This window comes from Saccharopolyspora sp. CA-218241 (genome assembly GCF_050954615.1).
GTDB classification, from domain to species: domain Bacteria; phylum Actinomycetota; class Actinomycetes; order Mycobacteriales; family Pseudonocardiaceae; genus Saccharopolyspora; species Saccharopolyspora cebuensis.
Window position 1 is genome coordinate 235,274 of record NZ_CP191860.1, and the last position, 25,384, is coordinate 260,657.

Here is a 25,384-nt window from a genome sequence, read left to right on the forward strand (position 1 = left end):
CGTACCGGGGGTCAGCGGGCGAGGTGGCGGGCGAGGAAGGCCAGCGCCTTGGGGTAGGCGTCGAGGCGGTTGGCGCGCTTGGCCAGGCCGTGCCCCTCGTCGTCGTAGACCAGCAGCTCGCATTCCACGCCCTTGGCGCGCACCGCCTCGGTGATCTGCTCGGTCTCGGACAGCGGGACGCGCGGGTCGTTGGCGCCGTGCAGCGCGAACAGCGGCGCCGCGATCGCCGTGGCCCGGCTCAGCGGGGAGGCCCGCTGGAGGAAGTCGGCGTCGGTGGCCAGCGTGCCGTACTCCCGCTCGCGGTGGGCGCGGCGGTAGCGTGCGGTGTTGTTCAGGAACGTCACCAGCGACGAGATGCCGACGATGTCCACCCCGGCGGCCCAGCGCTCGGGCTGGAACGCCAGCCCGGCGAGCACCATGTACCCGCCGTAGGAGCCGCCCCACAGCGCGGCGCGGTCCGGGTCGAGCCCGAGTTCGGCCAGCCAGTCGTGCAGGTCGGCGAGGTCGGCGACGGATTCGAGCCGGTCGCGGCCGTCGTCGGCGGAGTACCAGCGCTTGCCGTAGCCGGTGGAGCCCCGCACGTTCGGCACCAGCACGTGGTGGCCGCGCCCGACGAGCGCTTGCACGATCGGGCTGAACGCGCGCACCGACTGGCTCTCCGGCCCGCCGTGGATCACCAGCACGCTCGATCCGGCCAGTTCCGGGTCGGGGTCGGTGGGGGAGTAGACGAAGCAGGGGATCCGCTGGCCGTCCCGGCTCGGTGCCCGGTGGACCTCGGGGACGGCGAGGTCGGCGTCGGCGAGCTGCGCGGTGGAGTCGGTGACCGGGCGCGCCGCGCCGGTGGCGGCGTCGACCACCACTGCGTCGCCGGGCACGTCGGGGGCGGAGAACGACAGCGCGATGTGCCGGGAGTCGGGGGACCAGACCGGTGCGGGCAGCGGGAACCCGCACCACCCGTCGCGGGGCAGCGGGACCCGGTGCCGCAGCTCCCCGGTGGTGGCGTCGTGCAGCGCGAGTCGGCTCACCCCGTCGTCGTTGGCGTGCACCAGCAGCGCGGTGCCGTCCGGGGACAGCCAGCCGGTGAGGTCGTGCTCCTCGGCGGTGATCAGCCAGGTGCGCTCGCCGCTGCGCCGGTCGATCCGGGTGATGCCGGTGCGGTCCCGGTCGGCGTTGCTGGTGACAATCAGCGTCTCGTCGTCCGGCCAGCCGGGGGTGGTGAACCGCGCGTGCTCGGTGCGCTCGGTGAGCGGGCTGATGCGCCCGGAGGCGGTCGCGGGCATGGTGTCGACCACGACGAGCTGGTCGGACAGCGCGCGCACCGCCGGGATGGTGACCGCGACGTAGCGGCTGCCCGGGGAGAGCGCCACGTCGAGCACCATCCCGCCCCCGTCGTAGACGACGGCTTCCTCGCCGGTGTCGAGGTTGCGGATCACCACGTCGAAGTCGACGTCGTCGCGCCGGTTGGTGGCGTAGACGATGCGGCCGGGCAGCACCCCGACCAGCCGGTGCACGTGCTCCGGGTCGCGCACCACCGGTTCGAGGTCGTCGAGCGTCGCCGGCCCGGTGCGTTCCTCGTCGAGCCGCAGCAGGGAGAGCTGGGTGCGCTCGTCGCCGTCGGTGTCGTGCTGCACCACCACCGCGCGCTCGCCCGGCAGGTAGCGGCCGCTGACCGCGCCGGTCAGCTCGGTCAGCGGGGTGCGCGCCTCGCCGCTGAGCTCCACGAGCTGGACCGAGCCGGTTTCGTCCGACCCGGCGAGCACGCGTCCCCGGTCGTCGACGTCGAAGGCCCGCCAGCCGGTCAGTTCCAGCAACCGCACGATGTCCAGCCCCATGGGAGCCACCTTGTCACGCCGGAGGCCGGTCCGGAACGTCGTGCGCGGTGGCCGTGCGGACGAGCGGTCGGCGGGCACGTCTAGGCTGGTGGGGTAACCCGTGCAGGCGCTGCGGGCGCCCGGAGCCGGAGGAGGACCACGGTGCAACCTGGTGGCCAGCCGAACATGCAGCAGATCATGGAGCAGGCGCAGAAGATGCAGCAGCAGCTCATGACCGCGCAGCAGGAGCTGCAGTCCGCGGAGGTGAGCGGCACGGCGGGTGGCGGGCTGGTCACGGCCGTGGTCAGCGGCGCGGGCGAGCTGAAGTCGATGTCGATCGACCCGAAGGCCGCCGATCCGGAGGACACCGAGACGCTGGCGGACCTGGTCGTCGCGGCGGTGCGGGACGCCAACCGGGCGGCGCAGGAGCTCCAGGCCGAGAAGATGGGCCCGATGACCAATGCGCTCGGCGGCGGTGCGGGCCCGGACCTGGGTGGTCTCGGCATGTCGGGGCTGTGAGCGCCGGGTGTACGAAGGACCCGTTCAGGACCTGATCGACGAGCTCGGCCGGTTGCCGGGCGTCGGTCCCAAGAGCGCGCAGCGCATCGCCTTCCACCTGCTGGCGGCCGAGCCCGCCGACGTCACCCGGTTGCAGGAGTCCCTGCAGAAGGTGAAGGAAGGTGTGGTGTTCTGCGACGTCTGCGGCAACGTCTCGGCGGAGACCACCTGCCGGATCTGCGGCGACAGCCGCCGCGATCCGGCCGTGGTGTGCGTGGTGGAGGAACCCAAGGACGTGCTCGCGGTGGAGCGGACCCGCGAGTTCAAGGGCCGCTACCACGTGCTCGGCGGGGCGCTGGACCCGTTGTCCGGGGTGGGGCCCGATCAGCTGCGGGTGCGCGAGCTGATGGCGCGGATCGGCAGCGACGGGATCACCGAGGTGATCATCGCGACCGACCCGAACACCGAGGGCGAGGCGACCGCGACGTACCTGGTGCGGATGCTGCGGGACTTCCCGGGGCTCAACGTCACCCGGCTGGCCTCCGGGCTGCCGATGGGCGGTGACCTGGAGTTCGCCGACGAGCTGACGTTGACCCGCGCGCTGTCCGGCCGCCGCGCGGTGTGAGCGCGGCCGGTCGCGCGGCGGAGCTGGTCCGGGCCGCGCCGCCGAGGCTCGGCGGGGTGCGGCTGGTGGCGGTGGACGGGCCGTCGGGCTCGGGCAAGACGGTCTTCGCCCGGCGGCTGGTCGCGGAGCTGACCGGGCTCGCGGTCGCGTTGGTGCCCACCGACGACTTCGCGACCTGGGACGACCCGGTGGACTGGTGGCCGCGCCTGGCCACCGGCGTGCTGGACCCGCTGCGGCGCGGCGAGCCCGGCGGCTACCGGCGCATCGAGTGGCCGGACGGCCGACCGCGCCCCGGCGCCCGGGTGGCGGTGCCGGTCCCGGACGTGCTCGTGGTGGAGGGCATGTCGGCGGCCCGCCGCGAGGTGGCGCCGGACCTCTCCCTCGCGATCTGGGTCGAGCTCCCCGACCCGGCGCTGCGCCTGGAGCGCGCGGTGGCCCGGGACGGCGAGCAGACCCGCGCCGAGCTGCGCCGCTGGCAGCACTTCGAGCGCCGCTGGTTCACCACCGACGACACCCGAGCCCGCGCGGACCTCGTCGTCGACGCCCCGCACCTGACCGATCGATCCGAGTGAGGGGCACCCTGTACTACAGGGTTCCCCTCACCCAGTTCACGATGGGGTCAGCGGTAGCGGTCGGTGTTGATCGCTTCGATGAAACGGGCCCACTGGTCGCGGGTGGCGGTGAGGTACCCGGCGGCGCGGTCCTTGGTGTCGCGCACGGCGGCGCCGCCACCGACCCGGCCGACCTCGACGCATCCCGCGTTCTGCCCGGAGTAGCTCGCCTTCCTCCACCCTGTCGGCATCGTCACGGCCGGCCCCCTTCGAGTTGTTCGACGGTGGTGGCCAGGAGCGCGGTCGATTCGACGTTGCTCATGGCCTCGCTCTGAAGCGTATCCACGGCCTTGCGGTAGAGGTCCAAATCCTTCTTGTCGTGGACGAAGGCCGGACCCTGGAAGTGCTCCAACTGCACGATGGGAGCGGCTTTCGCGAACGAGTAGAGCGCGAACGTTCCTTCGTGGGCCAATGTCCACCGCTGCAAGCCCATCGGGATCACGCGGATCACCACGTTGTCCGCTTCCGCGAGCGTGGTCAGGTGGCGCAGTGATCGCGCGGTGTCGGGACGAAGCCGCAGCCGTGACCGGGGCTGGCCGGAGTCCTCGGGCGGAGCGGCCCGCGCGGGTTCCGCGGCGGCTGACGCTGCGCGGTGATCTCGCCGATGCGCTCGCCGACGAGCCCACTCGCGTACTCCCGCGAGTGCCCGCGCCGCGCTACGAATTGGTCGAGGTCGGGTGCTCCCGCGACGCCGTGGTGCTGCGGCGCGTCCTCGACGGCCTTCGGCGGCTCTGACGTCCGGGTCGGTCGGGGTTGTCGTATTTGCGCCAACTCGGCGAGCGCCCGGCGGCTTCGGCGCGCGCCTGCGGGAGTCCGGTGTGGACGATCATCGGGGGTGTGACCAGCGATGCATCCGTACGGGTGGCGACCAGTGGCGTGAGCTGAGCGGATGCGACGTTGTGTTAGGTGACCCTAAGTATCTCGATCGTAACCTTCGGTGGCCTGGAACGGGCCGGAACGCGGGCTACTCTCACGAGCACTCTGAGACCTGAGCCACATCCCGAGGTGCACCGATGAGTAGAGCTCCGTCGACCGGTCGCGGTGCGCGGCGCCGGTTCGTGACAGCGGGCCTCGCCGCCGCGCTGACCGTGTCGTTGGCCGCGTGCGCGGAGTCCGAACGCGACGCCGCCGGGGGCGGTGAGGGCGGCACGCTGACCTTCGGGGCCGCGGGCGCGCCGAACCTGTTCGACCCGTTCTACGCCTCCGACGGCGAGACCTTCCGCGTCACCCGGCAGATCATGGAGGGCCTGGTCGGGTTCAAGCCGGGCACCGCCGACGTCGAGCCGGAACTGGCGACCGAGTGGGAGCACAGCCCGGACGGTCTCGACTGGACGTTCACGCTCCGGGAGGGCGTGAAGTTCCACGACGGCACCGACTTCAACGCCGCGGCGGTCTGCGCGAACTTCGAGCGCTGGTACCACCAGACCGGCGCGGGCCAGAACCAGGCGCTGTCGTACTACTGGATCGAGAACTTCGGCGGCTTCGCCGACGGGCAGCAGCCCTCGCTCTACGAGTCCTGCGAGGCGCCGAACCCGACCACGGCGATCGTGCACCTCACCCGGGCGACCTCGAAGTTCCCCGACCTGCTCGGGCTGCCGTCGTTCTCCATGCAGTCGCCGACCGCGATGGAGACCTACCGGGCCAACGACGTGCGCGCCCAGGGCGACAGCTTCGTCTACCCCGAGTACGCCAAGGCCCACCCCACCGGCACCGGGCCGTTCACCTTCACCGGCTACGACCAGGGCAACGGCACCATCACGCTGAGCCGCAACGAGGACTACTGGGGCGAGAAGGCCAAGCTCGACGAGCTGATCTTCCGGATCATCCCGGACGAGACGGTCCGCAAGCAGGAGCTGCAGGCGGGCAGCATCGACGGCTACGACTTCCCCAACGCCGCCGACCTGCAGTCGCTGCGCGACGCGGGCAACAACGTCATGGTCCGCGACCCGTTCAACATCATGTACCTGGGCATCACCCAGAAGAACAACCCGGCGTTGCAGGACCTGCGGGTGCGGCAGGCGCTGGCCTACGCGGTGGACCGCGAGACGCTGGTGCAGGCGGCGCTGCCGGACGGCGCCGAGGTCGCGACCCAGTTCTACCCGGACACCGTCGACGGCTACGCCGAGGACGTGCAGAAGTACCCGCACGACCCGGAGCGCGCCCGGCAGCTCCTCGCCGAGGCCGGCCACCCGGACCTCACCGTGAACTTCTACTGGCCCACCGAGGTGACCCGGCCGTACATGCCGGACCCGCAGGGCATCTACAACAGCCTCGCCGAGGACCTGCGCGCCGTCGGCATCACGGTCAACCCGGTGAGCAAGCCGTGGAACGGCGGCTACATCGACGACGTGGACAACGCCCGCGCCGACCTGTTCCTGCTGGGCTGGACCGGTGACTACAACACGCCGGACAACTTCATCGGCACGTTCTTCGGCACCACCACCAACCGGTTCCACACCGCCTCCTCGCCGTGGGGCGAGGACCTCGCCGCCCAGCTCCGGGCCGCCGACAGCGAGCCCGACGAGAACCGGCGGAACGCGATGTACCAGGACATCAACCGGCGGCTGCTGTCGGAGTACCTGCCCGCGGTGCCGCTGTCGCACTCGCCGCCGGCCATCGTGGTCAGCCCCGAGGTCGAGGGACTGGTGCCCTCGCCGCTGACCGCCGAGGAGTTCGCCTCGGTCAGCATCTCGGGGTGATCGGCGGGGCCTGAGGGACGGCGGGAGGCGGTCGCACCGCACCGGGTGCGACCGCCGGGACGACTTCGACGGGGGATCAGTGCTCCGCTTCACGGTTCGACGGCTGGCCCAGCTCGTGCTGGTCGTCGTGGTGCTGTCGATGCTGCTGTTCGGGTGGCTGCGGCTGCTGCCCGGCGGGCCGGTGTCGGCGCTGCTCGGGGACCGCGCCACCCCGGAGGCCCGCGCCCAGCTGGAGGCCCAGCTCGGCATGGACCAGCCGCTGATCGTGCAGTACTGGAAGTTCCTGGAACGCGCGATCAGCGGTGACTTCGGCACCTCCACCGGGGTGCAGCGCGGCACCCCGGCGCTGGAGGTCTTCCTGACCCGCTTCCCGGCGACGCTGGAGCTGTCCATCCTGGCGCTGCTGCTGGCCGTGGCCGTCGGGGTCCCGCTCGGCTACCTGGCCGCCCGCCGCCGCGGCACCTGGCTGGACAACCTGACCATCACCTCGTCGCTGGTCGGCGTGGCGGTGCCGGTGTTCTTCTCGGCGTTCCTGCTGAAGTACGTGTTCGCCATCGAGCTGGGCGTGCTGCCGGTCTCCGGCCGCCAGGACACCGGGATCGACGCCACCCGGGTCACCGGCTTCTACATCCTCGACGGCATCCTCACCCGCGAGTTCGACGCGGCGTGGAACGCGCTGGTGCACCTGGTGCTGCCCGCCATCGCGCTGGCCACCATCCCGTTCGCGGTGATCTTCCGGATCACGCGGGCCGCGGTGCTCGACGTCGTCGACGAGGACTACGTGCGCACCGCGCGGGCCAAGGGCCTGTCGGCGATGGTGGTCCGCACCCGGCACGTGCTGCACAACGCGATGCTGCCGGTGGTCACCACGATCGGCCTGCAGACCGGCGCGCTGCTGGCCGGGGCGGTGCTCACCGAGCGCGTCTTCAACATCTCCGGCATCGGGCAGGCGGTGGCGATCGGCTTCCAGCGCAAGGACTTCCCGGTGCTCCAAGTGGTGATCCTGGCCGCGGCGATGGTCTACGTGCTGGTCAACCTGCTGGTCGACCTGACCTACGCGCTGATCGACCCCCGACTCCGGACCCGGTGATCGCATGGTGACCAAGACCCAGCGGATCGACGCGCTCTCCGACTCCGGCGTGAGCCTCACCGCCTCGGCCTGGCGGCGGCTCAAGCGCAGCCCGGTGTTCCTCGTCGGCGCCTCGATCATCGGGCTGTTCGTGCTGGTCGCGGTGACCGCACCGCTGCTCGCCCCGCACGACCCGGCGCTGCGGCTGCTGGAGGACCAGGTCTCGCGCGCCGACAACGTGATCCCGCCGCCGCAGGACGGGTATCCGCTCGGCGGCGACCAGTACGGGCGGGACCTGTTCTCCCGGCTGCTGCTCGGTTCCCAGCAGACGCTGCTGGTGGCGGTGCTGGCGACGGTGATCGGGCTCGGCGGCGGGCTGCTGCTGGGCATCCTCGCCGGGGCGTTCGGCGGCTGGGTGGACTCGGTGGTGATGCGCGCGGTCGACGTGATGCTGTCGGTGCCGTCGTTGCTGCTGGCGGTGTCGATCGGCGCGCTGTTCGCCAGCCAGACCCAGTTCACCGTGATCCTCGCGGTGGCGATCGTGCAGGTGCCCATCTTCGCCCGGCTGCTGCGCGGCACCATGCTCGCGCAGCGGTCCAGCGATCACGTGCTCGCGGCGCGGGCGCTGGGCATCAAGGAGGGCGCGATCGTGTTCCGCCACATGCTGCCCAACGCGCTCGGCCCGGTGATCGTGCAGGCCACGCTGGTGCTGGCGGTGGCCATCATCGACGCCGCCGCGCTGTCGTTCCTCGGCCTCGGCGCCGCCGACGACTCGATCCCGGAGTGGGGGCAGATGCTCGGCGGGGCGCAGAACATCATCGATTCGCACCCGCAGCTCGCCTTCTGGCCCGCCGGCTGCATCATCGTCGTCGCCCTGGGCTTCACGTTGGTGGGCGAATCGCTGCGGGACGCGCTGGACCCGAAGCGCCGGCGCTGAAGGACGGAGCACCATGGCACTACTGGAAGTCCGCGACCTGTCGGTGGTCTTCGCGCGCAAGGGCGAACCGCCGACCACCGCCGTGGACGGCATCTCCTTCGACGTCGAACCCGGCCGCACGGTCGGGCTGGTCGGCGAGTCCGGCTGCGGCAAGTCGGTGACCTCGCTGGCGATCATGGGGCTGCTGCCGGAGCACGGCGCGGAGGTCACCGGTTCGGTGCGCTTCGACGGCACCGACCTGCTGGGGCTGAGCCCCAAGCAGCTCGACCAGCGGCGCGGGCGCGACCTGGGCATGGTGTTCCAGGACCCGTTGAGCTCGCTGAACCCGGTGGTGCCGATCGGCCTGCAGGTCGCCGAGGTCATCGAGCGGCACCGCGGGCTGCCGCGCAAGAAGGCGATGCCCGAGGCCGCCGAATTGCTCCAGCGGGTCGGCATCCCCGACCCGACGCGGCGGCTCAAGGAGTACCCGCACCAGCTCTCCGGCGGGATGCGGCAGCGCGCGCTGATCGCGATGGCGCTGGCCTGCCGCCCCCGGCTGCTCATCGCCGACGAGCCGACCACCGCGCTGGACGTCACCATCCAGGCGCAGATCCTCGCGCTGCTCGCCGAACTCGTCGCGGGCACCGACACCGCGCTGATCATGATCACGCACGACCTCGGAGTGGTCGCCGGGCTCTGCGACGAGGTGAACGTGCTCTACGCGGGCCGGGTGGTGGAGCGGGCCGCCCGGCACGACCTGTTCGCCCGGCCCCGCCACCCCTACACCGCGGGCCTGCTGGCCTCGGTGCCCCGGTTGGACGCGCCGCGCGGTGAGCGGCTGGCCACGATCCGGGGCTCGGTGGCCGACAACATCCCGTGGGACACCGGGTGCGCGTTCTGCCCGCGTTGCCCGAACGCCCTGGAGCGGTGCGAGCAGGTCACCCCGGACGTCTCCGTCGACGTCGGTTCCCGCCTGCTGCGCTGCCACAACCCGGTGCGGGAAGACCCGATGGTGGAGCTGTCATGACCGAGACCCTGGTGGAGGTCGACGACCTCGCGGTGCACTTCCCGATCAAGCGCGGCGTGGTGCTGGACCGCACCATCGGCCACGTCTACGCGGTGGACGGGGTGTCGCTGCGCATCCGGCGCGGCGAGACCTACGGGCTGGTCGGCGAATCCGGCTGCGGCAAGTCCACCCTCGGCCGCGCCGTGCTGCGGCTGGAGAAGCCGACCGGGGGCCGGGTGGTGTTCGACGGCACCGACCTGTCCGGGATGAAGGGCGAGCCGCTGCGCCGGATGCGGCGGCGGATGCAGATGGTCTTCCAGGACCCGCTGTCCTCCCTGGACCCGCGCCAGTCCGTGCGGTCGCTGCTGGTCGAGGGGCTGCGGGCGCACGGGCTCGACCAGGACCGGCAGCGCACCGACGAGCGGCTGCGCGAACTGCTCGACGCCGTCGGGATGCCCACCACCGCGCTGCGCAAGTACCCGCACGAGTTCTCCGGCGGTCAGCGCCAGCGGATCGGCATCGCCCGCGCGCTGTCGGTCGGACCGGACCTCATCGTCGCCGACGAGCCGGTCTCCGCGCTCGACGTCTCGGTGCAGGCCCAGGTGGTGAACCTGCTGGAGGACCTCCAGCAGGAATTCGGCCTGACCTACCTGGTGATCGCGCACGACCTCGCCGTGGTGCGGCACATCGCCGACCGGGTCGGCGTGATGTACCTGGGCGGGGTGGTGGAGGAGGCGGATTCCGACTCCCTCTACGCCGCGCCGCTGCACCCCTACACCCGCGCGCTGCTGTCCGCGGTGCCGGTGCCGGACCCGGTGGTGGAGGACGAGCGGGAGCAGATCCTGCTCTCCGGCGACCTGCCGTCCCCGGCGGCGCCGCCGACCGGCTGCCGCTTCCACACCCGCTGCCCGTGGCGCCAGCAGTCCCGCTGCGACACCGAACGCCCGGTGCTGCGCGAACTCCGCCCCGGCCACCGCGTCGCCTGCCACTACGCCGAGGAGATCGAGGCGGGCAGCCTCACCCCCACCACCGCCGACCCCGCCGCGCCCACCACCGTCGCTTGAGTGAGGGGCACCTTCATCCGACTATGCCGGATGAAGGTGCCCCTCACTCAGCTCTCGAACGGGTGAGGGCTCGTGGTCGGTGCGGTGGGGGAACCTTCCGGTCACCGCGCTCCGGAGGTCCGCCGGTCCGGGCGGGTCGGGCCGAAGTGGACCCGGGGTGATCTTCGACCGAGTAGGTTGGTCGCTCACCGGAGTGCCGCGTTCGACCGGGAGGCGTTGACCTAGTGCGATACAGCAGTGCACCACGTTGCTCTGGCTGTGATTTCCGAGCGCTGTTGGACGAACCGACGGCGCGGCGGCTGGTCGAGGGGTCGGGCGGCGTGCTGGTCGTCTACGCCTGCCCGGAGGGCGACGGCCTGCACGTGTGCAATCCGGACTTCGAGAGCTCCCAGACCCGCGCCCACTAGGGCTCGGCGGCCACGGGTTCGCGCGGACCGGTGGACCGGAGCTCCGGCGGGCGGCGCCGGAGGCTGCCGAACAGCACGCCGAGCACCACCACCGCCCCGGCGGTGAGCTCCACCGGGTGCGGGCGCTCGCCGAGCACCAGCCACGCGGCGGCGAAGCCGACCACCGGCACCAGCAGGGCGAACGGTGCCACCGAGCTGGCCGGGTGCCGGTTCATCAGCACCGTCCACAACCCGGCGCCGACCACCGTGGCGATCCCGGCGGTGTAGGCCAGGCCGCCGAGCGCGGCCAGTCCGTCGACGCTGGTGAACGCCGTGGCGAGCGCGTGCCAGCCGGTCGACGGTCCTTCGATCGCGGCGGACAGCGCGAACATCGGCAGCGGCGGTACGACCGCGATCCACAGCGACAGGTGCAGCGGGTTCGGCGCGGCGGCCTTGCGCGCGCAGAGGTTGCCGAACGCCCAGGACAGCGCGCCGCACAAGGTGATCAGCACGGGCAGCAGCGCGGCGGTCTGCGCCCGGTGCCAGGCGATCGCGGCCATCCCGAGCACCGCGATCGCGATGCCGACGAGCTGCCGACCGCCGATCCGCTCCCGCAGCAGCAGCGCGCCGAGCACCACGGTGAACGGCGCGGACGCCTGCTGCACCAGCGAGGCCAGCCCGGTCGGCATCCCGACGTCCATCGCGATGAACAGGAAGACGAACTGCAAGGTGCCGAAGCACAGGCCGTAGCCGAGCAGCCACCGCCACTCGACCCGGGGGCGCGGCACCAGCAGCAGCACCGGGACCAGCAGCACGGCGAAGCGCAGCCCGGCGAAGAAGATCGGCGGGAAGTGGCGCAGCGCGAAGTCGATCGCGATGAAGTTGAACCCCCACAGCAGGGCGACGACGCAGGCGAGCAAGCGGTCGGCTCTGTTCACGGCATCGAGCCTGCGGCCTGCGTCCGTGAAGAACAAGCGACGGTATGTGCACCGTCCATGTAGGGTTCCTTCATGGACGTCCGGAGGCTGAGACTGCTGCGCGAGTTCGCCGACCGGGGGACCATCGCCGCGGTCGCCGCCGCGCTGTCCTACACCCCGTCGGCGGTGTCCCAGCAGCTCCGCGCCTTGCAGGCCGAGGTCGGCGTGCCCCTCACCGAACCGGCCGGCCGCGGCCTGCGGCTCACCGACGCCGGGCGGTCGCTGGCCGCCCGCGCCGACGAGATCCTCGCCGCCCTCGACCGCGCCGAGGCGGAACTGAACACCTACCGCGCCACCCCGCGCGGCGGGGTGCGGATCGCGATCTTCCCGTCCGGGGCGTACCTGCTGCTGCCCGGACTGCTGCGGCGGATGGCCGCGCACCCCACCGTCCGGCTGGAGTGCCGCGACGTGGACATGACCCCGACGCAGGTGCCCGGCCTCACCGCCGACTTCGACCTGGTGGTGGCGCACCGCGACGACCACGCACCGCCGTTCGACGACGCGCGGATGGAGATCACCCCGGTGCTGCGCGAGCCGCTGGACGTGGCGCTGCCGCCGGGGCACCGGCTCGCCGCCCGCGAGCGCGTCGAGCTCACCGACCTGGTCGCCGAACCGTGGCTCAGCGTCGACGTCGGGTTCCCGGTCGACGACGTGCTGCGCTCGCTCGCGGTGCGCACCGGGGTCCGGCCGACCGTGGTGCAGCGCATCAACGACTTCCGGGTCACCGAATCGCTGGTCGCCGACGGCCACGGCGTCGCCCTGCTGCCCCGGCACACCGCCGACCGGTCGCGGCTGGTGCTGCGCCCGCTGGCCGGGGTGCGCGCCGGGCGCAACGTCGAAGTGCTCGCCCGCCGCGGCGCCACCGAGCGGCCCGCCGTCCGGGTCGTCCTCGACGCGCTGCTCGCCGAAGCCGCCGACGTCACCGCCTGCTGACGGCCCGCGGCCCGGTCCCGCCGGGCCCGCGAGCCGGGTTCGGCTCAGGTCGGCGTCGGGGGGCGTTCGGTCCGGCCGTCGGCCTGCACGGGGATGGTGTGCCCGGCGGCGTTCTCCAGGAGGTTCGCGACGTCGACGGCCTCGTCGGCGGTGAACACCAGCGTGTCACCGGGCGGCAGCACCAGCGCGATCCGGTCGCCCATCACCAGGACGGTCACCGTGCCCTGCTCGCCGTGCGGGGTGGTGCACGGGATGCGCCACCGGAGCTGTTCGGTCGGATCTTCGGTCGGCCACATCGTCACACCTCTGCACCGGGGTTGTCGGTGCTTGACTGAACCGCGCGGCGGGCGGGGCATCAAGTCGGGTGCTCCGAACGAGTGGTGATCCGGACCTTTCGCCTGTCCCGGGCGCGCTGCGGGCGGGCGCTGATCCGAGTGAGGTTCCCCGCACTCAGGTATCGAACGGGTGGCGCGGCTTCAGGGCTTCCGTGCCGGACGGCTCGGTGCGGGCGGGGCCGGGTGGCGCGGAGCGGGGAGTCCGCGGGCCGGACGTCCGGGGAGTGGGAATCCGTGGATGGGAGTCGGGGAAGTGGGCGGAGGGCGGGCGGGTGAGCGGCTCGCGGTGGAGCCGGGCCGCGCCCTCCGCCTCCCCCTTCGAGTCCCCCCGGACCGGTCGTGCGGGCAGCGGATGTCCGCACGACGTGCTCATCAGTCTCACAGCGGGGCGGTCGCCGCACTACCGTCTTTGGTCGAGTCCGGTGCCCGATCCAGGGCTGATTTCCGACCGCCGGATGTCGCATCCGAGGCGGATCCGTCGGCGTGGTCGACGTGGGTGACTAGACCGGGGGCGAGTTGGGTAGTTAGGCGGGTGACCAGGTTCAGCCACGTGCCTGCGCGATGTTCCTGTGCTGGAGGAGGTGGCTGGGTTGCCGGCCAACGTGTTCGTCCTGGGCCTCGACGAGGTCAACCTGCACGCCCTGCACGACTTGCCCCACTTGTCGCGATACCGGTTCCACCCGCTGCTGAGCGTGGCCGATCTCACCGAATCCGACGAGATCGACTTCCCCGCGCTGCTCGACGAGGCGCAGCGGCAGCTCGACGGGTTCGACGGCTCGGTGGACGCGATCATCGGCTACTGGGACTTCCCGGTCAGCTCGATGGTGCCGATCCTGTGCGAGCGCCTCGGCCTGCCGACCACCTCGCTGCGGGCCGTGGTGACCTGCGAGCACAAGTACTGGAGCCGGCTGGAGCAGCAGAAGGTCACCGACGCCCATCCGGCGTTCGGCATCGTCGACCTGGAGGCCGACCCGAAGCCGCCGCCGGAGGTCGGCTTCCCGATGTGGCTCAAGCCGGTCAAGTCGTTCTCCTCCGACCTCGCCTACAAGGTGCACGACGAGGCGGAGTTCGCCGACGCCGTGGAGCGGATCCGGGCGGGCATCGGCCGGGTCGGGCAGCCGTTCGACCACGTGCTCGGGATGCTCGACCTGCCGCCGGAAATCGCCGAGGTCGGCGGGCAGGCGTGCCTGGCGGAGGCCGCCGTGGGCGGTGAGCAGGCCACCGTGGAGGGCTACGTGCACCGCGGCGAGGTCCGCGTGCAGGGCGTGATCGACTCGCTCAACTACGAAGGCACGTCGAGCTTCCTGCGCTACCAGTACCCGTCGCGGCTCCCGGCCGAGGTCACCGATCGGCTGATCGACATCTCGACCCGGGTGCTGGAGCGGATCGGGCTCGACGAGAGCACCTTCAACATCGAGTACTTCTGGGACCGCGACACCGGGGCGATCAACCTGCTGGAGATCAATCCCCGGCTGTCCCAGTCCCACGCCCGGCTGTTCGAGGCCGTCGACGGCGTGCCGAACCACCAGTGCATGGTCGGCCTCGCCCTCGGCGAGGACCCGGAACTGCCGCACCGCGCGGGCGAGCACGACTTCGCGGGCAAGTGCTTCCTGCGCCGCTTCGCCGACGGCGTGGTGCGCCGGGTGCCGACCGCGGAGGAGATCGAGCAGGTCCAGCGGGACGTGCCCGGGACGGCCATCGCGATCATCCCCGCCGAAGGCGACCGCCTGTCCGACCTCCCCGGTCAGGACAGCTACAGCTACGAGCTGGCCGACGTGTTCATCGGCGCCCGCGACGAGGCCGACCTGGAGGAGAAGTTCCGGAGGTGCAGCCAAGCCCTCAACTTCGAGTACGACTGAGGTTTTTGGGTGTCCGTGGTCCTGTTGCGGAGCGGTGCCGGTGGCGGAACCTCAGCTGCCTTCTCGCTCCGGGCGCCCTTCTTGATGGATCGCCATACACGGCATCAGGGCGTCCTCGCGAGAAGACAGCTGAGAACCCGCGGCGGTGCCGGTTGCCAGGGTGGGGTAGTGCGGAAGCGGCTGGCGCCGCTTGCCTGACGGTGGTTGCGGATGGCGTGTGGGTGCGGGGCCTTGTGGGGAAGTCTTGGTGCGGTGAGGGGCGCTCTCACCCGAGTTGCTGGGACAAGGGCGCCCCTCAGCTGAGGCCCGGCCGGGTCAGCGGTGGGCTCGGTTGACCGCGGAGACTGCTGCGCGCAGGGCCGCGGTCACCGTCGAGGTGTCGATGCCGACGCCCCAGAAGACCTCGCCGTCGACGCCGCACTCCAGGTAGGTCGCGGCGCGGGCGTCGTCGCCCGAGGTGAGCGCGTGCTCGTTGTAGTCCATCACGCGCACGTCGTAGCCGATGCTGCTCAGCGCGTCGACGAACGCCGACAGCGGACCGTTGCCGGTGCCGGTGATCTCCTGCTCCTCGCCGTCCACGACGACGGTCGCGGTGATCGACTCGGTGCCGTCCTCGCCGCCGGAGAAGCGCTGCCGGACCAGCTTCAGCGGGGCGGTCGCCTCCAGGTACTCGCGGGAGAACGCGGTCCACATGGCGGACGGGCTGACCTCGCCGCCCGCGGTGTCGGTGTGCTGCTGCACCGCCTTGGAGAACTCGATCTGCAGCTTGCGGGGCAGTTCGAGCTGGTGCTCGGTCTTCATGATGTAGGCGACGCCGCCCTTGCCGGACTGCGAGTTGACCCGGATCACCGCCTCGTAGCTGCGGCCCACGTCCTTCGGGTCGATCGGCAGGTACGGCACCTCCCACGGGTGGTCGTCGACCGCGTTGCCCGCCCGCTCGGCCTCGACGCGCAGCGCGTCCAGGCCCTTGTTGATGGCGTCCTGGTGGCTGCCGGAGAACGCGGTGTAGACGAGCTCACCGCCCCACGGCTGGCGCTCCGGTACCGGCAGCTGGTTGCAGTGCTCCACGGTGCGCTTGATGTGGTCCAGGTCGGAGAAGTCCAGCTGCGGGTCGACGCCCTGGCTGAACAGGTTCATGCCCAGCGCGACCAGGTCGACGTTGCCGGTGCGCTCGCCGTTGCCGAACAGGCAACCCTCGATCCGGTCCGCCCCGGCCTGGTAGCCCAGCTCGGCGGCGGCCACGCCGGTGCCCCGGTCGTTGTGCGGGTGCAGCGACAGGATCACCGAGTCGCGGCGGGCCAGGTTGCGGTGCATCCACTCGATCGAGTCGGCGTAGACGTTGGGCGTGGCCATCTCGACGGTCGCGGGCAGGTTGAGGATGACCGGGCGCTCCGGGGTGGGCTGCCAGATCTCGGTCACCGCGTCGCACACCTCGACGGCGTAGGACAGCTCGGTGCCGGTGTAGGACTCCGGCGAGTACTGGAACCGGAAGTCGGTGTCCGGGTACTTGCCCGCGTACTCCTTGACCAGCTCGGCGGCGGTGGTGGCGATCTTCTTGATGCCCTCCTGCTCCTCGCGGAAGACCACCCGCCGCTGGATGATCGACGTCGAGTTGTAGATGTGCACGACGGCCTTCGGCGCGCCCTCCAGCGCGGCGAAGGTGCGCTCGATCAGATCGGGGCGGCACTGGGTCAGCACCTGGATGCGCACGTCCTCGGGGATCGCGCCGTCCTCGACGATCTCGCGGACGAAGTCGAAGTCGGTCTGGCTCGCCGCCGGGAACCCGACCTCGATCTCCTTGAAGCCCATGCCGACCAGCAGGTCGAACATCCGCCGCTTGCGGGCCGGGGACATCGGGTCGATCAGCGCCTGGTTGCCGTCGCGCAAGTCCACCGCGCACCACAGCGGCGCGCGGGTGATCCGCTGGTCCGGCCAGGTCCGGTCGGGCAGCGAGACGTCCTCGACGACCTCGTGGAACGGCCGGTAGCGGTGGAACGGCATCGAGCTGCCGCGCTGCGGGTTCCACGGCGCCTGATCGGCGGGGGCGGGGCGGGACGGCGTGCGGACCTGGCCCGCGAAGGGGACCTGGTGCTCGGACGGGATGCTCATGCGGGGCTGCTCCTGCTCGGTATTCGTGGGCCGGAAGACCGGCGCGTTCGAACCCCGCGACGAGGGGCCGGTCAGTTGACCCCGTCGCGGCGGCGAAGCAGGAGCGCGCGAGCCACGGACCCAGGCTAACCGCACCGGCCGTCCACCACGCAACCACCGGGTCCACAGTGTGAGATGCCGCGCGGTGTCGTCGCAGGTCGCGGCGGAGGCCGAAATTGGCCCCGGTGGTCGCTCGCACACCGGTCCGGGGCATCGGCAGACTTGATCGCATGGCTGCGAAGACGAAGCGCTCGGGGATCTCGACCTTGTTCAACGCGGTGGGCTTCGTGTTCGCCGCGGTACTGGTGCTGCACGCGGTGTTCGTGCTGACCGGTTTCGAGGCGACCAACGGGCTGACCACCTCGGTGGCGCGGGCCGCCGAGCCGCTCGCGGTGTTCTTCCCCGGCCTGCTCGACGCGGGCAACCCGACGCTGCAGGTGCTGGCCGACTACGGGCTGGCCGCGGTGTTCTGGGTGCTGGTCGCGGGCCTGCTCGGGCGGATCTTCGGCTGACGCCGCCCCTTGTCGGATGACACACTCGATGGTGTGACGCAGGAGCGAACCGGCGAGCTGCGCCGGACGTGGGCGCGCTTCGTGGGCATCCTCACCGCGGTCGTGCGCTGGGTCGGGACGGTGTTCGCGGCGGTGCTGGCGATCCACGTGGTGCTGACCATCGCCGCCGCCAACCCCGACAACGGCATCACCCGGTTCATCGCAGCCTGGGCCGAACCGCTGGCGCTGGGGTTCCAGGACCTGTTCATGCCCGCGGACCCGATGCTGGAAGTGCTGCTGAACTACGGGGCCGCGGCGCTGTTCTGGCTGCTCGCCTCCGCGCTCGCGGCGCGCGTCCTGCAGGCGCTGGCGTAGCCGATTCGCACGATTTAGGGCGCGGATAACGCGGCGGAAAGCGCGGGCTGGGGATCCCGGGCGGCGACGTCGCTGACCCCGCCGCCACGCCGTGCGAGTCTCGTGATCATGCAGACCGCGACCCGCGCCGAACCGCAGGTGGTCACGATTCCGCGCAACGCCCTGGGTTCGGTGCACACGTCCCGCCCGAGGCCGTCCACCCCGCGCCACTCCGCGAACCCCGAGGAGCCGCCGGAGGCCGGTGCCGAGCTCGAACCGGCCACCCCGACGGTGCTGAGCCCGGTGGTCCGGCCGGAGGAGGCCGAGGCGCCCGCCCGCCCGGTGCCCGCCGTGCCGCCGATCGCCATGCTCGACGGCGAAGCCGCCCTCGCCCAGGAGCGGGAGCGCAGCCGGGCGCGGCGGGCCCGGGTGATCGCCGGGGTCCTGGAGTGGATCGGCTCGGCGATCGCCGTCCTGCTCGTCGTGCACGCCGTGCTGGTGGTCGGCGGCGCCAACCCGCACAACACCGTCGCGCACCTCACCGGGGTGCTCGCGCCGCCGCTGACCGCCCTGGTCGACGACCTCTTCCAGCCCGCCGACCCGGCCCTCGGGCTGGTCCTCAACTCCGGCAGCGCCGCGGTGCTCTGGCTGCTCGCCGGCACCATGCTCGGCCGCCTGGTGCGCAAGGTCGCCACCTGAGGCTCCCGGTCGGCAGGCGCTGCGGACCCGCCGCCGACCGGGCCCCGGTGAGGGGCGGCCAGAGCGACGGCCGCCCCTCACCCCGCAGTCCTCGCCAGCCGCCTCGGGTCTGCGCCGGTCTTCCCGCGGGCGCGCCGGTTTTCCCGCGGGCATAGCGGGTACCCACGCGTGGCACCCCGACGATCACTCCCCGTGGAACGGAGGAAACATGATCACCCTCGGAGTCGTCCTGCTCCTCATCGGACTGCTGGCGAACATATCGATCCTCTGGACGATCGGCATCATCCTCGTGGTGGTCGGCCTCGCCCTGGCGGTGGCCGGCCGGCTGGGCCACGCCATCGGCGGTCGCAAGCACTGGTTCTGACGCTCGGCGGCGCAACCGGGAGGAGTCGCACCATGGCGAAGAAGAAGGACAAGACCGTCACCGATGCCGACGAGGCGCTGTCCCGCGCGCGTTCGGCGGTCTCCGACCTCAAACCCAAGGACGAGGCGCTGTACTGGGCGGTCATGGCCCAGACGCTGGTGCTCGACGAGATCCGCGGGATGATGCGCGAGGACCGCGCGAACCGGGGCAGCGTGGAGCTGCCGGAGCAGGCGCCCGCCCGGGAGACGGCGCGGGTCAGCGTCGCGGAGGATTGACCGCCGCGACGTCGTGCAGCGCGATGTCGTGCAGGGCTCCGTGCAGCTCGTCGGTGGCTTCCCAGACGTCGACGTGGCGCAGCCAGGACGGGGCGAAGCTGAACCGCAGCCGGTCCGGCTCGACGCCCTCCACGAGCACGCCCCGGTTGTAGAGCGCATCGCCGAGCCGCTGGGCGTGCGGGTGCCGCAGCAGCACCTGCGCGCCCCGCGGCATCCCCGGCGGGGTCGGGACCACTTCGATCCCGGCGTCCGGGCAGTGCTCGTCGAGGCGGCGCAGGAACAGCGACACCAGCCCGCGGGTCTTGGCGGCCAGCGCGGCGGGCGGCACGTCGCGCAGCACGGACAGCCCGGCGTGCAGTTCGGCCAGCGGCAGCGCGGAGGAGGGATCGCCGAAGCCGCTGGACAGCGGGTGCAGCACGACGCCACCGCCGCACACCCGGGTCCGGGCGCGGTGCCGGTCGGCGACGAAGCAGTACGACGGTGCGCCCGCGCCCCCGCCGAGGAAGCGGTGCCCGGCGCCGATGGCGAAGTCGACGCCCCAGGCGTCCAGGTCGACGTCGAGGGCGCCGGCCGAGTAGCTGAGGTCCCACAGGGCGAGGGCGTCGCGTTCCCGGATCGCCGAGGTGAGGGCCGCCGCGTCGCGCACCGCCCCGGTGGGGTCGGTGTGGGCGAGCGCGACGATCACCACCTGATCGGCGGGCAGGTCGGCGAGTTCGTCGACGTGGTCGAGCAGGCGCAGGGTGCAGCCGGTGAACCGGGCGGCGGATTCGGCGACGTAGTGGTCCCCGGCGAAGCAGTTGCGCCCGAGCGCGAGGATGCGCCGGTGCGGGCGCAGCCGGGCCGCCGCCAGCAGCGCCTTGAACAGCGTGATGGACGGTTCGCCGAAGGTGATCTCCTCCGGTGCGGCGCCGATCAGCGGAGCCAGGGCGGTGGCCGCCCCGCGTGCCTCGCGGCGGCACTCGCCGTCGCCGCGGCGCGCCCTCGGCTCCGGCCGGTGGTCGACGAACCGGCGCAGCCGGGCGGGCGTGGTGCGCGGCTGCGGTCCACCCGCGCCGCCGTCGAGGTGGATCACCCCGGCGGCAGGCGGTAGTGGGCGCGCAGCGACGCGAGGTCGTCGGCGTCGTCCAACGCCGCGGCAGCGGGTCTCGTGCTCGTCCACACGAGGGAAGTAATACCCGAAGAATCGGCGCGTCGTCAGCGCACTCGGACGATTCCGCCGCGGCTCCAGGTGAATTCCGCGGACCCCGCTCAGAACGGGGAGCGGCCCCAGCGCTCGGCGAAGACCAGCTCGGACAGCGGCTTGCGGGTGCGCGGGGCGAGCTCCTTCTCGCGCAACCGGTCCGGCAGCTCCTCGTGCGAGAGCGCCTGCCCGCCGATGGCGACCGCGACCATCGGCTGGTACTCGGCGGGGACCTCGAAGCCGCTGCGCACCACGTCCCGGTCGAAGCCCGCCATCTGGTGCGCCACGAGCCCTTCGGCGACGGCCTGGAGCACGAGGTTCTGGGTGGCCAGCGCCATCCCGTACTCGGCGTAGGGCAGCTTCTCGCCGTCCTCGTCGACCACCCGCGCCACGCCGACCAGCAGCACGGCGGCCGACTGCGCCCAGCCGGAGTTGCCCCGCGACAGCGCGGCGTGGATCCGGGTGAAGGTCTCCTCGCCCCGGCGGCCCACCAGGTAGCGCGCGGGCTGGGTGTTGCCCCACGACGGGGCCCAGCGCGCCGCTTCGAACAGCGCCCGCAGCGCGTCGTCGCCGATCTCGGCGGTCGGGTCCAGCGCGCGCGGGCTCCACCGCTCGGCCAGCAGCGGGTGCACCGGCACCGAGGTGTCGGCGGGCTTGGTCACGGGCAGCTCATCGGTCACGGTGCGTCCCTCCAGCGGTCGCGGCCAGTGCGGTGCGCCACCGAGTCTTCCACCGATCACACCCCCGGCGCACCCCCGGAGCCACGCCGGCACCCGTCCAACACCCGGCCGAGGGGCCCGAAGCCAAGGCAACACCACAACCAAGCAAGCGGCGAAGCCGCTTCCAACCCAAGCACGCGCCGAAGCTGACCACCGTCAGGAAAGCGGCGAAAGCCGCTTCCGCTTCACCCCACCTAAGCAACCGGCACCGCCGCGGGTTCTCGGCTGTCTTCTCGCGAGGACGCCCTGATGCCGTGTATTGGCGATCCATCAAGAAGGGCGCCCGGAGCGAGAAGGCCGCTGAGGTTCCGCCACCCGCACCGCTCCGCACAAAGACCACGAACCCTCAAATAGCGTACGGCCAGGCGGTGAGGGAGTAGGCCCCGAACCACGACCCGAAGAACACCAGCAGCGCCGCGCTGGCCCAAGCCGTCGAGCGCCGGCGCTTGGACAGCCCGATCGCCACCGGGATGAGCAGCGGGAAGGCGGGCAGCATCAGCCGCACCTTGGAGTACATCAGGCCGTCGGAGCCGAGGTCGACCACCAGCACGGCGATCGCGAAGACCAGCAGCGGCCACGGCATCCGCATCTTGGCGCACAGCACCAGCAGCACGAGCGCGGCGAGCACGATCCAGGCGGTGAAGGTCTCCAGCACCGACTTGTCCATCGCCAGCGACTCCAGCAGGAACTCGCCGGTGGCCAGGCCGCCGTCGAAGGCCGACGACCAGCCGCGCTGCTGGAGTTCGAAGTAGCCGTTGAGCGCGCCCGTCTGCGTCGCCACCCAGCCGATGTAGAGCGCCAGCCCGCTCGGCGCGAGCAGCATCGCCAGCCACGGCCGCCAGCCGTCGCGCCGCCGCACCACCGCGATCAGCGCGGCCAGGCCGACCACGGCGAGCAGCGCCGCCGCCGTGGGGCGGACCAGCCCGGCCGCCGCGCAGCACAACCCGGCCAGCACCCAGTTGCGCTCCAGGACGCCGATCAGCCCCCAGATCGCCAGCGCGCAGAACAGCGCCTCGGAGTAGGCCATCGACAGCACCACCGACATCGGCGCCGCCGCGAACAGCACGACGAGCAGCAGTCCCACCGTGCGGTTGCCGCCGACCCGCTCACCCAGCCGGGTCAGGCCGTAGGCGGCGAACACGCCCGCGATGAGGCTCACCGCCACGGCTCCGCCCAGCGCGCTGAACCCGGGCAGCAGCGAGAAGGCGTGCACGAGCACCGGGTAGGCGGGGAAGAACGCCATCGACGTCTCGGGGTAGCGGTTGCCGAAGCCGTCGACCATGCTCGGGTCGACGCCGGCGTACCCGTGCTCGGCGATCTCCAGGTACCACTCGCCGTCCCAGGCGGCCAGGTTGGACAGCACGTCCTCGTCGTTGGCGGCGGACAGCCACACCAGCACCAGCAGCCCGATCGTCCGCACTGCGAGGTAGACCACACCGGGAGCCAGCAGCCGCGCCGCCGCCCGGTAGCGGGCGGGGATCGGATCCGGTGCCGTCCCCGACTCCGACACCGGGTGTTTCCGCTGAGCAGTGACCGTGCTCTCAGGTTGCCCGGGGCGGGGTCCGACCGCTCCTGAGGTGGGGGACAACCGGCTCCTCCGACCTTGTCGACAATCCGGTCCCACACGGTAGTCGCGAATCACAGAGGTGGGTCCGGCCGGTGACAGTTCTGTAGGCTATTCGGGCAGCGGAGCGACCTGGTGGAAGGCGTCATCGACAGGATTCCGGTCGACGCTGCCGCCTACCGGTCGCGGGGCTCTCCGGCGCACCGTACCCGGCGCGCCGGGGTCCTTCGTCCACCCGGCGTCAGTGCGGGGACCACCCCCGCACCCGGGACGACCGCACGGCTCGAGGAGGTTTGGTTACAGGTGGCGCTCGTCGTCCAGAAGTACGGCGGTTCCTCACTCGAGAGTGCCGATCGCATCAAACGGGTCGCCGAACGCATCGTGGAGACCCGCAAGGCGGGCAACGACGTGGTCGTGGTGTGCTCCGCGATGGGAGACACCACCGACGAGCTGATGGACCTCGCCCAGCAGGTCAACCCGGCCGCTCCGGAGCGCGAGCTCGACATGCTGCTCACCGCGGGTGAGCGCATCTCCAACGCACTGGTGGCGATGGCGATCGAGTCGCTCGGCGCGGAGGCGCGGTCCTTCTCCGGCTCGCAGGCCGGGGTGATCACCACCTCGGCGCACCAGAACGCCCGGATCATCGACGTCACCCCCGGCCGCGTGCAGGAGGCGCTGGCCGAGGGCCAGGTCGTGCTGGTCGCCGGCTTCCAGGGCGTGGCGCAGGACACCAAGGACATCACCACGCTCGGCCGGGGCGGCTCGGACACGACCGCGGTCGCGGTCGCCGCCGCGATGGGCGCCGACGTGTGCGAGATCTACACCGATGTCGACGGCGTCTACACCGCGGACCCGAGGATCGTCCCCGACGCGGAGCACCTGGATCGCATCACCTACGAGGAGATGCTGGAGATGGCGGCGACCGGCGCGAAGGTGCTGCACCTGCGCGCCGTCGAGTACGCCCGCCGCTACGGGGTGCCGCTGCACGTCCGCTCGTCGTACTCGCCCAAGCCCGGAACGATCGTGTCCGGTTCAGTGGAGGACCTTTCCGTGGAACAAGCGATGATCACCGGCGTTTCGCACGACCGGTCCGAAGCCAAGGTCACCGTGCGCGGCGTGCCGGACGAGCAGGGGATCGCGGGTCGCATCTTCCGGGCCGTCGCCGACGCCGAGATCGACATCGACATGGTGCTGCAGAACGTCTCGGGAACCTCGTCCGGGCGCACCGACATCACCTTCACCGTGTCCCGCAGCAACGGCGCGCAGGCCGTCTCGGAGCTGGAGAAGATCAAGACCGAGCTCGGCTTCGAGCAGGTCGTCTACGACGACCACGTCGGCAAGGTCTCGCTGGTCGGCGCCGGGATGCGCTCGCACCCGGGCGTCACCGCGACGTTCTGCGAGGCGCTGTCCAATTCCGGGGTGAACATCGAGATCATCAACACCTCGGAGATCCGGATCTCGGTGCTGATCCGCGACACCCAGCTCGACGACGCGGTGCGCGCGCTGCACGCCGCGTTCGAGCTCGGTGGCGAGGAAGAGGCCGTGGTGTACGCGGGGAGTGGTCGCTGATGACCCTGGGAACGAAGCCGACGCTGGCGATCGTCGGTGCCACCGGCGCGGTGGGCACCGTCATGATCGACATCATCAACGGCCGCGGCTCGGTGCCGTGGGGCGAGATCCGGCTGATCGCCTCGCCGCGCTCGGCGGGCAAGAAGATCACCGTGCGCGGGGCGGAGAACACCGTCGTGGCGCTGTCCCCGGAGGCGTTCGACGGCGTGGACATCGCGCTGTTCGACGTGCCGGACGAGGTCTCCGCGGAGTGGGCCCCGATCGCCGTGGAGCGCGGTGCGATCGCGGTGGACAACTCCGGCGCCTTCCGGATGGACCCGGAGGTGCCGCTGGTGGTGCCCGAGGTCAACGCCGCGCAGGTGCACGAGCGGCCCAAGGGCATCATCGCCAACCCGAACTGCACCACGCTGTCGATGATGGCCGCGCTGGGCGCGCTGCACCACGAGTTCGGCCTGCGCGAGCTGGTCGTGTCCTCGTACCAGGCGGCCTCCGGCGCTGGTCAGGAGGGCGTCGACCGGCTCTACGCCGAGGTGGCCGCCGTAGCGGGCAAGCAGGTCGGGGTGCGCAGCGGTGACGTCGCCGAGGCGCTGACCGCCGCCGGGCTGCCCGAGGAGACCCCGTTCAAGGCACCGCTGGCGCTCAACGTGGTGCCGTGGGCCGGGTCGCGCAAGGACGACGGCTGGACCTCCGAGGAGCTCAAGGTCCGCAACGAGTCCCGCAAGATCCTGGGCATCCCGGAGCTGAAGGTCTCGGCGACCTGCGTGCGGGTGCCGGTCGTGACCACCCACTCGCTCGCGGTGCACGCGACCTTCGCCCAGGACGTGCCGGTGGAGCAGGCGCACCGGGTGTTCGAGGCGCAGCCGACCGTGGTGCTCCAGGACGACCCGGAGCGGATGGCCTTCCCGACCCCGGCGGCCGTGGTGGGCGAGGAGCCGACCTACGTCGGCCGGATCCGGCAGGCGCTGGACTTCCCGAACACGCTGGACTTCTTCGTCTGCGGCGACAACCTGCGCAAGGGCGCCGCGCTGAACACCTACGAGATCGCGGAGACGCTCGCGAGCTGATCCCCGGTCGGTGACGAGGCGGGCGCTCCTTCCCGGTCCGGGAGGGGGCGCCCGCCTCGTGTTTTCCACGGCCGGGTGAACCTCCTCGAACTGGCGTGCGATCCGGGGCACTGTGGAGGCATGGACCTCTCGACGACCGCTGCGGGCCTGCTCGCCCGTCGGCTCGTG

28 protein-coding genes are annotated in these 25,384 nt (G+C 71.9%); 19 read left to right on the top strand and 9 right to left on the bottom strand.

The features are described 5' to 3' along the window. Nucleotides 1-11: 11 nt before the first annotated feature. Nucleotides 12-1,832 carry an alpha/beta fold hydrolase gene (locus ACQP0T_RS01310; RefSeq protein WP_433870917.1) on the bottom strand — a complete coding sequence of 607 codons (1,821 nt, stop codon included), beginning with the start codon at nucleotides 1,830-1,832 and terminating at the stop codon, nucleotides 12-14. Nucleotides 1,833-1,973: 141 nt separating this feature from the next. On the opposite strand from ACQP0T_RS01310, the gene ACQP0T_RS01315 reads away from it, so the two are divergent. The 3 genes from ACQP0T_RS01315 to ACQP0T_RS01325 are packed head-to-tail and all read left to right on the top strand — an operon-like array spanning nucleotide 1,974 to nucleotide 3,506. After that, nucleotides 1,974-2,330, top strand: coding sequence for a YbaB/EbfC family nucleoid-associated protein (locus tag ACQP0T_RS01315; protein ID WP_433870918.1), 357 nt, complete (start codon nucleotides 1,974-1,976; stop codon nucleotides 2,328-2,330). Between the two features lie 7 nt (nucleotides 2,331-2,337). Next, entirely contained in the window at nucleotides 2,338-2,934 is a 597-nt protein-coding gene (gene recR, locus ACQP0T_RS01320) for a recombination mediator RecR (protein ID WP_345359376.1), read from the top strand. Next, complete coding sequence (locus ACQP0T_RS01325) at nucleotides 2,931-3,506, top strand: uridine kinase family protein (RefSeq protein WP_433870919.1); 576 nt, start codon at nucleotides 2,931-2,933, stop codon at nucleotides 3,504-3,506. Before recR ends, ACQP0T_RS01325 begins: the two co-directional genes overlap by 4 nt. 47 nt (nucleotides 3,507-3,553) lie before the next feature. On the opposite strand, the gene ACQP0T_RS01330 is transcribed toward ACQP0T_RS01325, so the two are convergent. Further along, nucleotides 3,554-3,736 carry a DUF397 domain-containing protein gene (locus tag ACQP0T_RS01330; protein WP_433873562.1) on the bottom strand — a complete coding sequence of 61 codons (183 nt, stop codon included), beginning with the start codon at nucleotides 3,734-3,736 and terminating at the stop codon, nucleotides 3,554-3,556. A gap of 2 nt (nucleotides 3,737-3,738) precedes the next feature. Beyond that, nucleotides 3,739-4,065, bottom strand: coding sequence for a Scr1 family TA system antitoxin-like transcriptional regulator (locus ACQP0T_RS01335; protein WP_433873564.1), 327 nt, complete (start codon nucleotides 4,063-4,065; stop codon nucleotides 3,739-3,741). 2 nt (nucleotides 4,066-4,067) lie between these two features. On the opposite strand from ACQP0T_RS01335, the gene ACQP0T_RS01340 reads away from it, so the two are divergent. The 7 genes from ACQP0T_RS01340 to ACQP0T_RS01370 all read left to right on the top strand — a co-directional run bounded on the left by ACQP0T_RS01340 (nucleotide 4,068) and on the right by ACQP0T_RS01370 (nucleotide 10,706). Beyond that, entirely contained in the window at nucleotides 4,068-4,280 is a 213-nt protein-coding gene (locus tag ACQP0T_RS01340) for a hypothetical protein (RefSeq protein ID WP_433870920.1), read from the top strand. A 278-nt stretch (nucleotides 4,281-4,558) separates the two neighbouring features. Beyond that, nucleotides 4,559-6,244, top strand: coding sequence for an ABC transporter substrate-binding protein (locus tag ACQP0T_RS01345; RefSeq protein WP_433870921.1), 1,686 nt, complete (start codon nucleotides 4,559-4,561; stop codon nucleotides 6,242-6,244). Nucleotides 6,245-6,323: 79 nt separating this feature from the next. Then, nucleotides 6,324-7,334, top strand: a complete 1,011-nt coding sequence (locus ACQP0T_RS01350) for an ABC transporter permease (RefSeq protein ID WP_433870922.1) — start codon at nucleotides 6,324-6,326, stop codon at nucleotides 7,332-7,334. 4 nt (nucleotides 7,335-7,338) lie between these two features. Further along, a complete protein-coding gene (locus ACQP0T_RS01355; protein ID WP_433870923.1) occupies nucleotides 7,339-8,250 on the top strand; it encodes an ABC transporter permease in 912 nt (303 codons plus the stop codon). A 13-nt stretch (nucleotides 8,251-8,263) separates the two neighbouring features. Then, the gene (locus tag ACQP0T_RS01360) at nucleotides 8,264-9,256 is read left to right on the top strand and encodes an ABC transporter ATP-binding protein (RefSeq protein ID WP_433870924.1); all 993 of its coding nucleotides are present in this window, start codon (nucleotides 8,264-8,266) and stop codon (nucleotides 9,254-9,256) included. Beyond that, the gene (locus tag ACQP0T_RS01365) at nucleotides 9,253-10,299 is read left to right on the top strand and encodes an ABC transporter ATP-binding protein (RefSeq protein WP_345359358.1); all 1,047 of its coding nucleotides are present in this window, start codon (nucleotides 9,253-9,255) and stop codon (nucleotides 10,297-10,299) included. The genes ACQP0T_RS01360 and ACQP0T_RS01365 overlap by 4 nt, the downstream gene beginning before the upstream one ends. Nucleotides 10,300-10,574: 275 nt before the next feature. Continuing rightward, on the top strand, nucleotides 10,575-10,706 hold the full coding sequence (locus ACQP0T_RS01370; RefSeq protein ID WP_345359355.1) for a hypothetical protein: 132 nt from the start codon (nucleotides 10,575-10,577) through the stop codon (nucleotides 10,704-10,706). On the opposite strand, the gene ACQP0T_RS01375 is transcribed toward ACQP0T_RS01370, so the two are convergent. Further along, nucleotides 10,703-11,623, bottom strand: a complete 921-nt coding sequence (locus ACQP0T_RS01375) for an EamA family transporter (protein ID WP_433870925.1) — start codon at nucleotides 11,621-11,623, stop codon at nucleotides 10,703-10,705. The genes ACQP0T_RS01370 and ACQP0T_RS01375 overlap by 4 nt on opposite strands. Before the next feature lie 72 nt (nucleotides 11,624-11,695). Between ACQP0T_RS01375 and ACQP0T_RS01380 the strand changes: the two genes are divergently transcribed. Then, complete coding sequence (locus ACQP0T_RS01380; RefSeq protein ID WP_345359349.1) at nucleotides 11,696-12,595, top strand: LysR family transcriptional regulator; 900 nt, start codon at nucleotides 11,696-11,698, stop codon at nucleotides 12,593-12,595. A 44-nt stretch (nucleotides 12,596-12,639) separates the two neighbouring features. Here ACQP0T_RS01380 and ACQP0T_RS01385 read toward each other — a convergent pair whose 3' ends face one another. Continuing rightward, on the bottom strand, nucleotides 12,640-12,891 hold the full coding sequence (locus ACQP0T_RS01385) for a hypothetical protein (RefSeq protein ID WP_433870926.1): 252 nt from the start codon (nucleotides 12,889-12,891) through the stop codon (nucleotides 12,640-12,642). 620 nt (nucleotides 12,892-13,511) lie between these two features. Between ACQP0T_RS01385 and ACQP0T_RS01390 the strand changes: the two genes are divergently transcribed. Continuing rightward, nucleotides 13,512-14,789 carry an ATP-grasp domain-containing protein gene (locus ACQP0T_RS01390; protein WP_433870927.1) on the top strand — a complete coding sequence of 426 codons (1,278 nt, stop codon included), beginning with the start codon at nucleotides 13,512-13,514 and terminating at the stop codon, nucleotides 14,787-14,789. A gap of 315 nt (nucleotides 14,790-15,104) precedes the next feature. Here ACQP0T_RS01390 and leuA read toward each other — a convergent pair whose 3' ends face one another. Continuing rightward, complete coding sequence (gene leuA / locus ACQP0T_RS01395; protein ID WP_433870928.1) at nucleotides 15,105-16,898, bottom strand: 2-isopropylmalate synthase; 1,794 nt, start codon at nucleotides 16,896-16,898, stop codon at nucleotides 15,105-15,107. A gap of 269 nt (nucleotides 16,899-17,167) precedes the next feature. Here leuA and ACQP0T_RS01400 point away from each other — a divergent pair, with 269 nt between their 5' ends. The 5 genes from ACQP0T_RS01400 to ACQP0T_RS01420 all read left to right on the top strand — a co-directional run bounded on the left by ACQP0T_RS01400 (nucleotide 17,168) and on the right by ACQP0T_RS01420 (nucleotide 19,120). Further along, nucleotides 17,168-17,449, top strand: coding sequence for a hypothetical protein (locus ACQP0T_RS01400; RefSeq protein WP_345359337.1), 282 nt, complete (start codon nucleotides 17,168-17,170; stop codon nucleotides 17,447-17,449). A gap of 33 nt (nucleotides 17,450-17,482) precedes the next feature. Beyond that, nucleotides 17,483-17,803, top strand: a complete 321-nt coding sequence (locus tag ACQP0T_RS01405; RefSeq protein ID WP_433870929.1) for a hypothetical protein — start codon at nucleotides 17,483-17,485, stop codon at nucleotides 17,801-17,803. Between the two features lie 108 nt (nucleotides 17,804-17,911). Next, a complete protein-coding gene (locus ACQP0T_RS01410) occupies nucleotides 17,912-18,481 on the top strand; it encodes a hypothetical protein (protein ID WP_433870930.1) in 570 nt (189 codons plus the stop codon). 208 nt (nucleotides 18,482-18,689) lie between these two features. Continuing rightward, a complete protein-coding gene (locus ACQP0T_RS01415; RefSeq protein WP_433870931.1) occupies nucleotides 18,690-18,845 on the top strand; it encodes a DUF6131 family protein in 156 nt (51 codons plus the stop codon). Between the two features lie 32 nt (nucleotides 18,846-18,877). After that, the gene (locus ACQP0T_RS01420; RefSeq protein WP_433870932.1) at nucleotides 18,878-19,120 is read left to right on the top strand and encodes a hypothetical protein; all 243 of its coding nucleotides are present in this window, start codon (nucleotides 18,878-18,880) and stop codon (nucleotides 19,118-19,120) included. On the opposite strand, the gene ACQP0T_RS01425 is transcribed toward ACQP0T_RS01420, so the two are convergent. The 3 genes from ACQP0T_RS01425 to ACQP0T_RS01435 form a co-directional block, all read right to left on the bottom strand. After that, the gene (locus ACQP0T_RS01425) at nucleotides 19,101-20,192 is read right to left on the bottom strand and encodes an aminotransferase class V-fold PLP-dependent enzyme (RefSeq protein ID WP_433870933.1); all 1,092 of its coding nucleotides are present in this window, start codon (nucleotides 20,190-20,192) and stop codon (nucleotides 19,101-19,103) included. The genes ACQP0T_RS01420 and ACQP0T_RS01425 overlap by 20 nt on opposite strands. Before the next feature lie 176 nt (nucleotides 20,193-20,368). After that, nucleotides 20,369-20,980 (bottom strand): nitroreductase family protein, encoded by a 612-nt coding sequence (locus tag ACQP0T_RS01430; protein ID WP_433870934.1) that lies wholly within the window; start codon nucleotides 20,978-20,980, stop codon nucleotides 20,369-20,371. A 385-nt stretch (nucleotides 20,981-21,365) separates the two neighbouring features. After that, a complete protein-coding gene (locus tag ACQP0T_RS01435; RefSeq protein WP_433870935.1) occupies nucleotides 21,366-22,529 on the bottom strand; it encodes a mannosyltransferase family protein in 1,164 nt (387 codons plus the stop codon). A 357-nt stretch (nucleotides 22,530-22,886) separates the two neighbouring features. Between ACQP0T_RS01435 and ACQP0T_RS01440 the strand changes: the two genes are divergently transcribed. Further along, nucleotides 22,887-24,152, top strand: coding sequence for an aspartate kinase (locus tag ACQP0T_RS01440; RefSeq protein ID WP_433870936.1), 1,266 nt, complete (start codon nucleotides 22,887-22,889; stop codon nucleotides 24,150-24,152). Next, nucleotides 24,152-25,216: an aspartate-semialdehyde dehydrogenase gene (locus tag ACQP0T_RS01445; protein ID WP_433870937.1), complete on the top strand. Its 1,065-nt coding sequence runs from the start codon at nucleotides 24,152-24,154 to the stop codon at nucleotides 25,214-25,216. Before ACQP0T_RS01440 ends, ACQP0T_RS01445 begins: the two co-directional genes overlap by 1 nt. The last annotated feature ends 168 nt before the right edge of the window (nucleotides 25,217-25,384 follow it).

Coding starts and splice junctions, on each gene's coding strand:
- ACQP0T_RS01400 (WP_345359337.1), top strand. CDS start 17,168: ATGGCTGCGAAGACGAAGCGCTCGGGGATCTCGACCTTGTTCAACGCG.
- ACQP0T_RS01365 (WP_345359358.1), top strand. CDS start 9,253: ATGACCGAGACCCTGGTGGAGGTCGACGACCTCGCGGTGCACTTCCCG.
- ACQP0T_RS01355 (WP_433870923.1), top strand. CDS start 7,339: ATGGTGACCAAGACCCAGCGGATCGACGCGCTCTCCGACTCCGGCGTG.
- ACQP0T_RS01385 (WP_433870926.1), bottom strand. CDS start 12,891: ATGTGGCCGACCGAAGATCCGACCGAACAGCTCCGGTGGCGCATCCCG.
- ACQP0T_RS01360 (WP_433870924.1), top strand. CDS start 8,264: ATGGCACTACTGGAAGTCCGCGACCTGTCGGTGGTCTTCGCGCGCAAG.
- ACQP0T_RS01420 (WP_433870932.1), top strand. CDS start 18,878: ATGGCGAAGAAGAAGGACAAGACCGTCACCGATGCCGACGAGGCGCTG.
- leuA (WP_433870928.1), bottom strand. CDS start 16,898: ATGAGCATCCCGTCCGAGCACCAGGTCCCCTTCGCGGGCCAGGTCCGC.
- ACQP0T_RS01410 (WP_433870930.1), top strand. CDS start 17,912: ATGCAGACCGCGACCCGCGCCGAACCGCAGGTGGTCACGATTCCGCGC.
- ACQP0T_RS01330 (WP_433873562.1), bottom strand. CDS start 3,736: ATGCCGACAGGGTGGAGGAAGGCGAGCTACTCCGGGCAGAACGCGGGA.
- ACQP0T_RS01445 (WP_433870937.1), top strand. CDS start 24,152: ATGACCCTGGGAACGAAGCCGACGCTGGCGATCGTCGGTGCCACCGGC.
- ACQP0T_RS01345 (WP_433870921.1), top strand. CDS start 4,559: ATGAGTAGAGCTCCGTCGACCGGTCGCGGTGCGCGGCGCCGGTTCGTG.
- ACQP0T_RS01310 (WP_433870917.1), bottom strand. CDS start 1,832: ATGGGGCTGGACATCGTGCGGTTGCTGGAACTGACCGGCTGGCGGGCC.
- ACQP0T_RS01415 (WP_433870931.1), top strand. CDS start 18,690: ATGATCACCCTCGGAGTCGTCCTGCTCCTCATCGGACTGCTGGCGAAC.
- ACQP0T_RS01380 (WP_345359349.1), top strand. CDS start 11,696: ATGGACGTCCGGAGGCTGAGACTGCTGCGCGAGTTCGCCGACCGGGGG.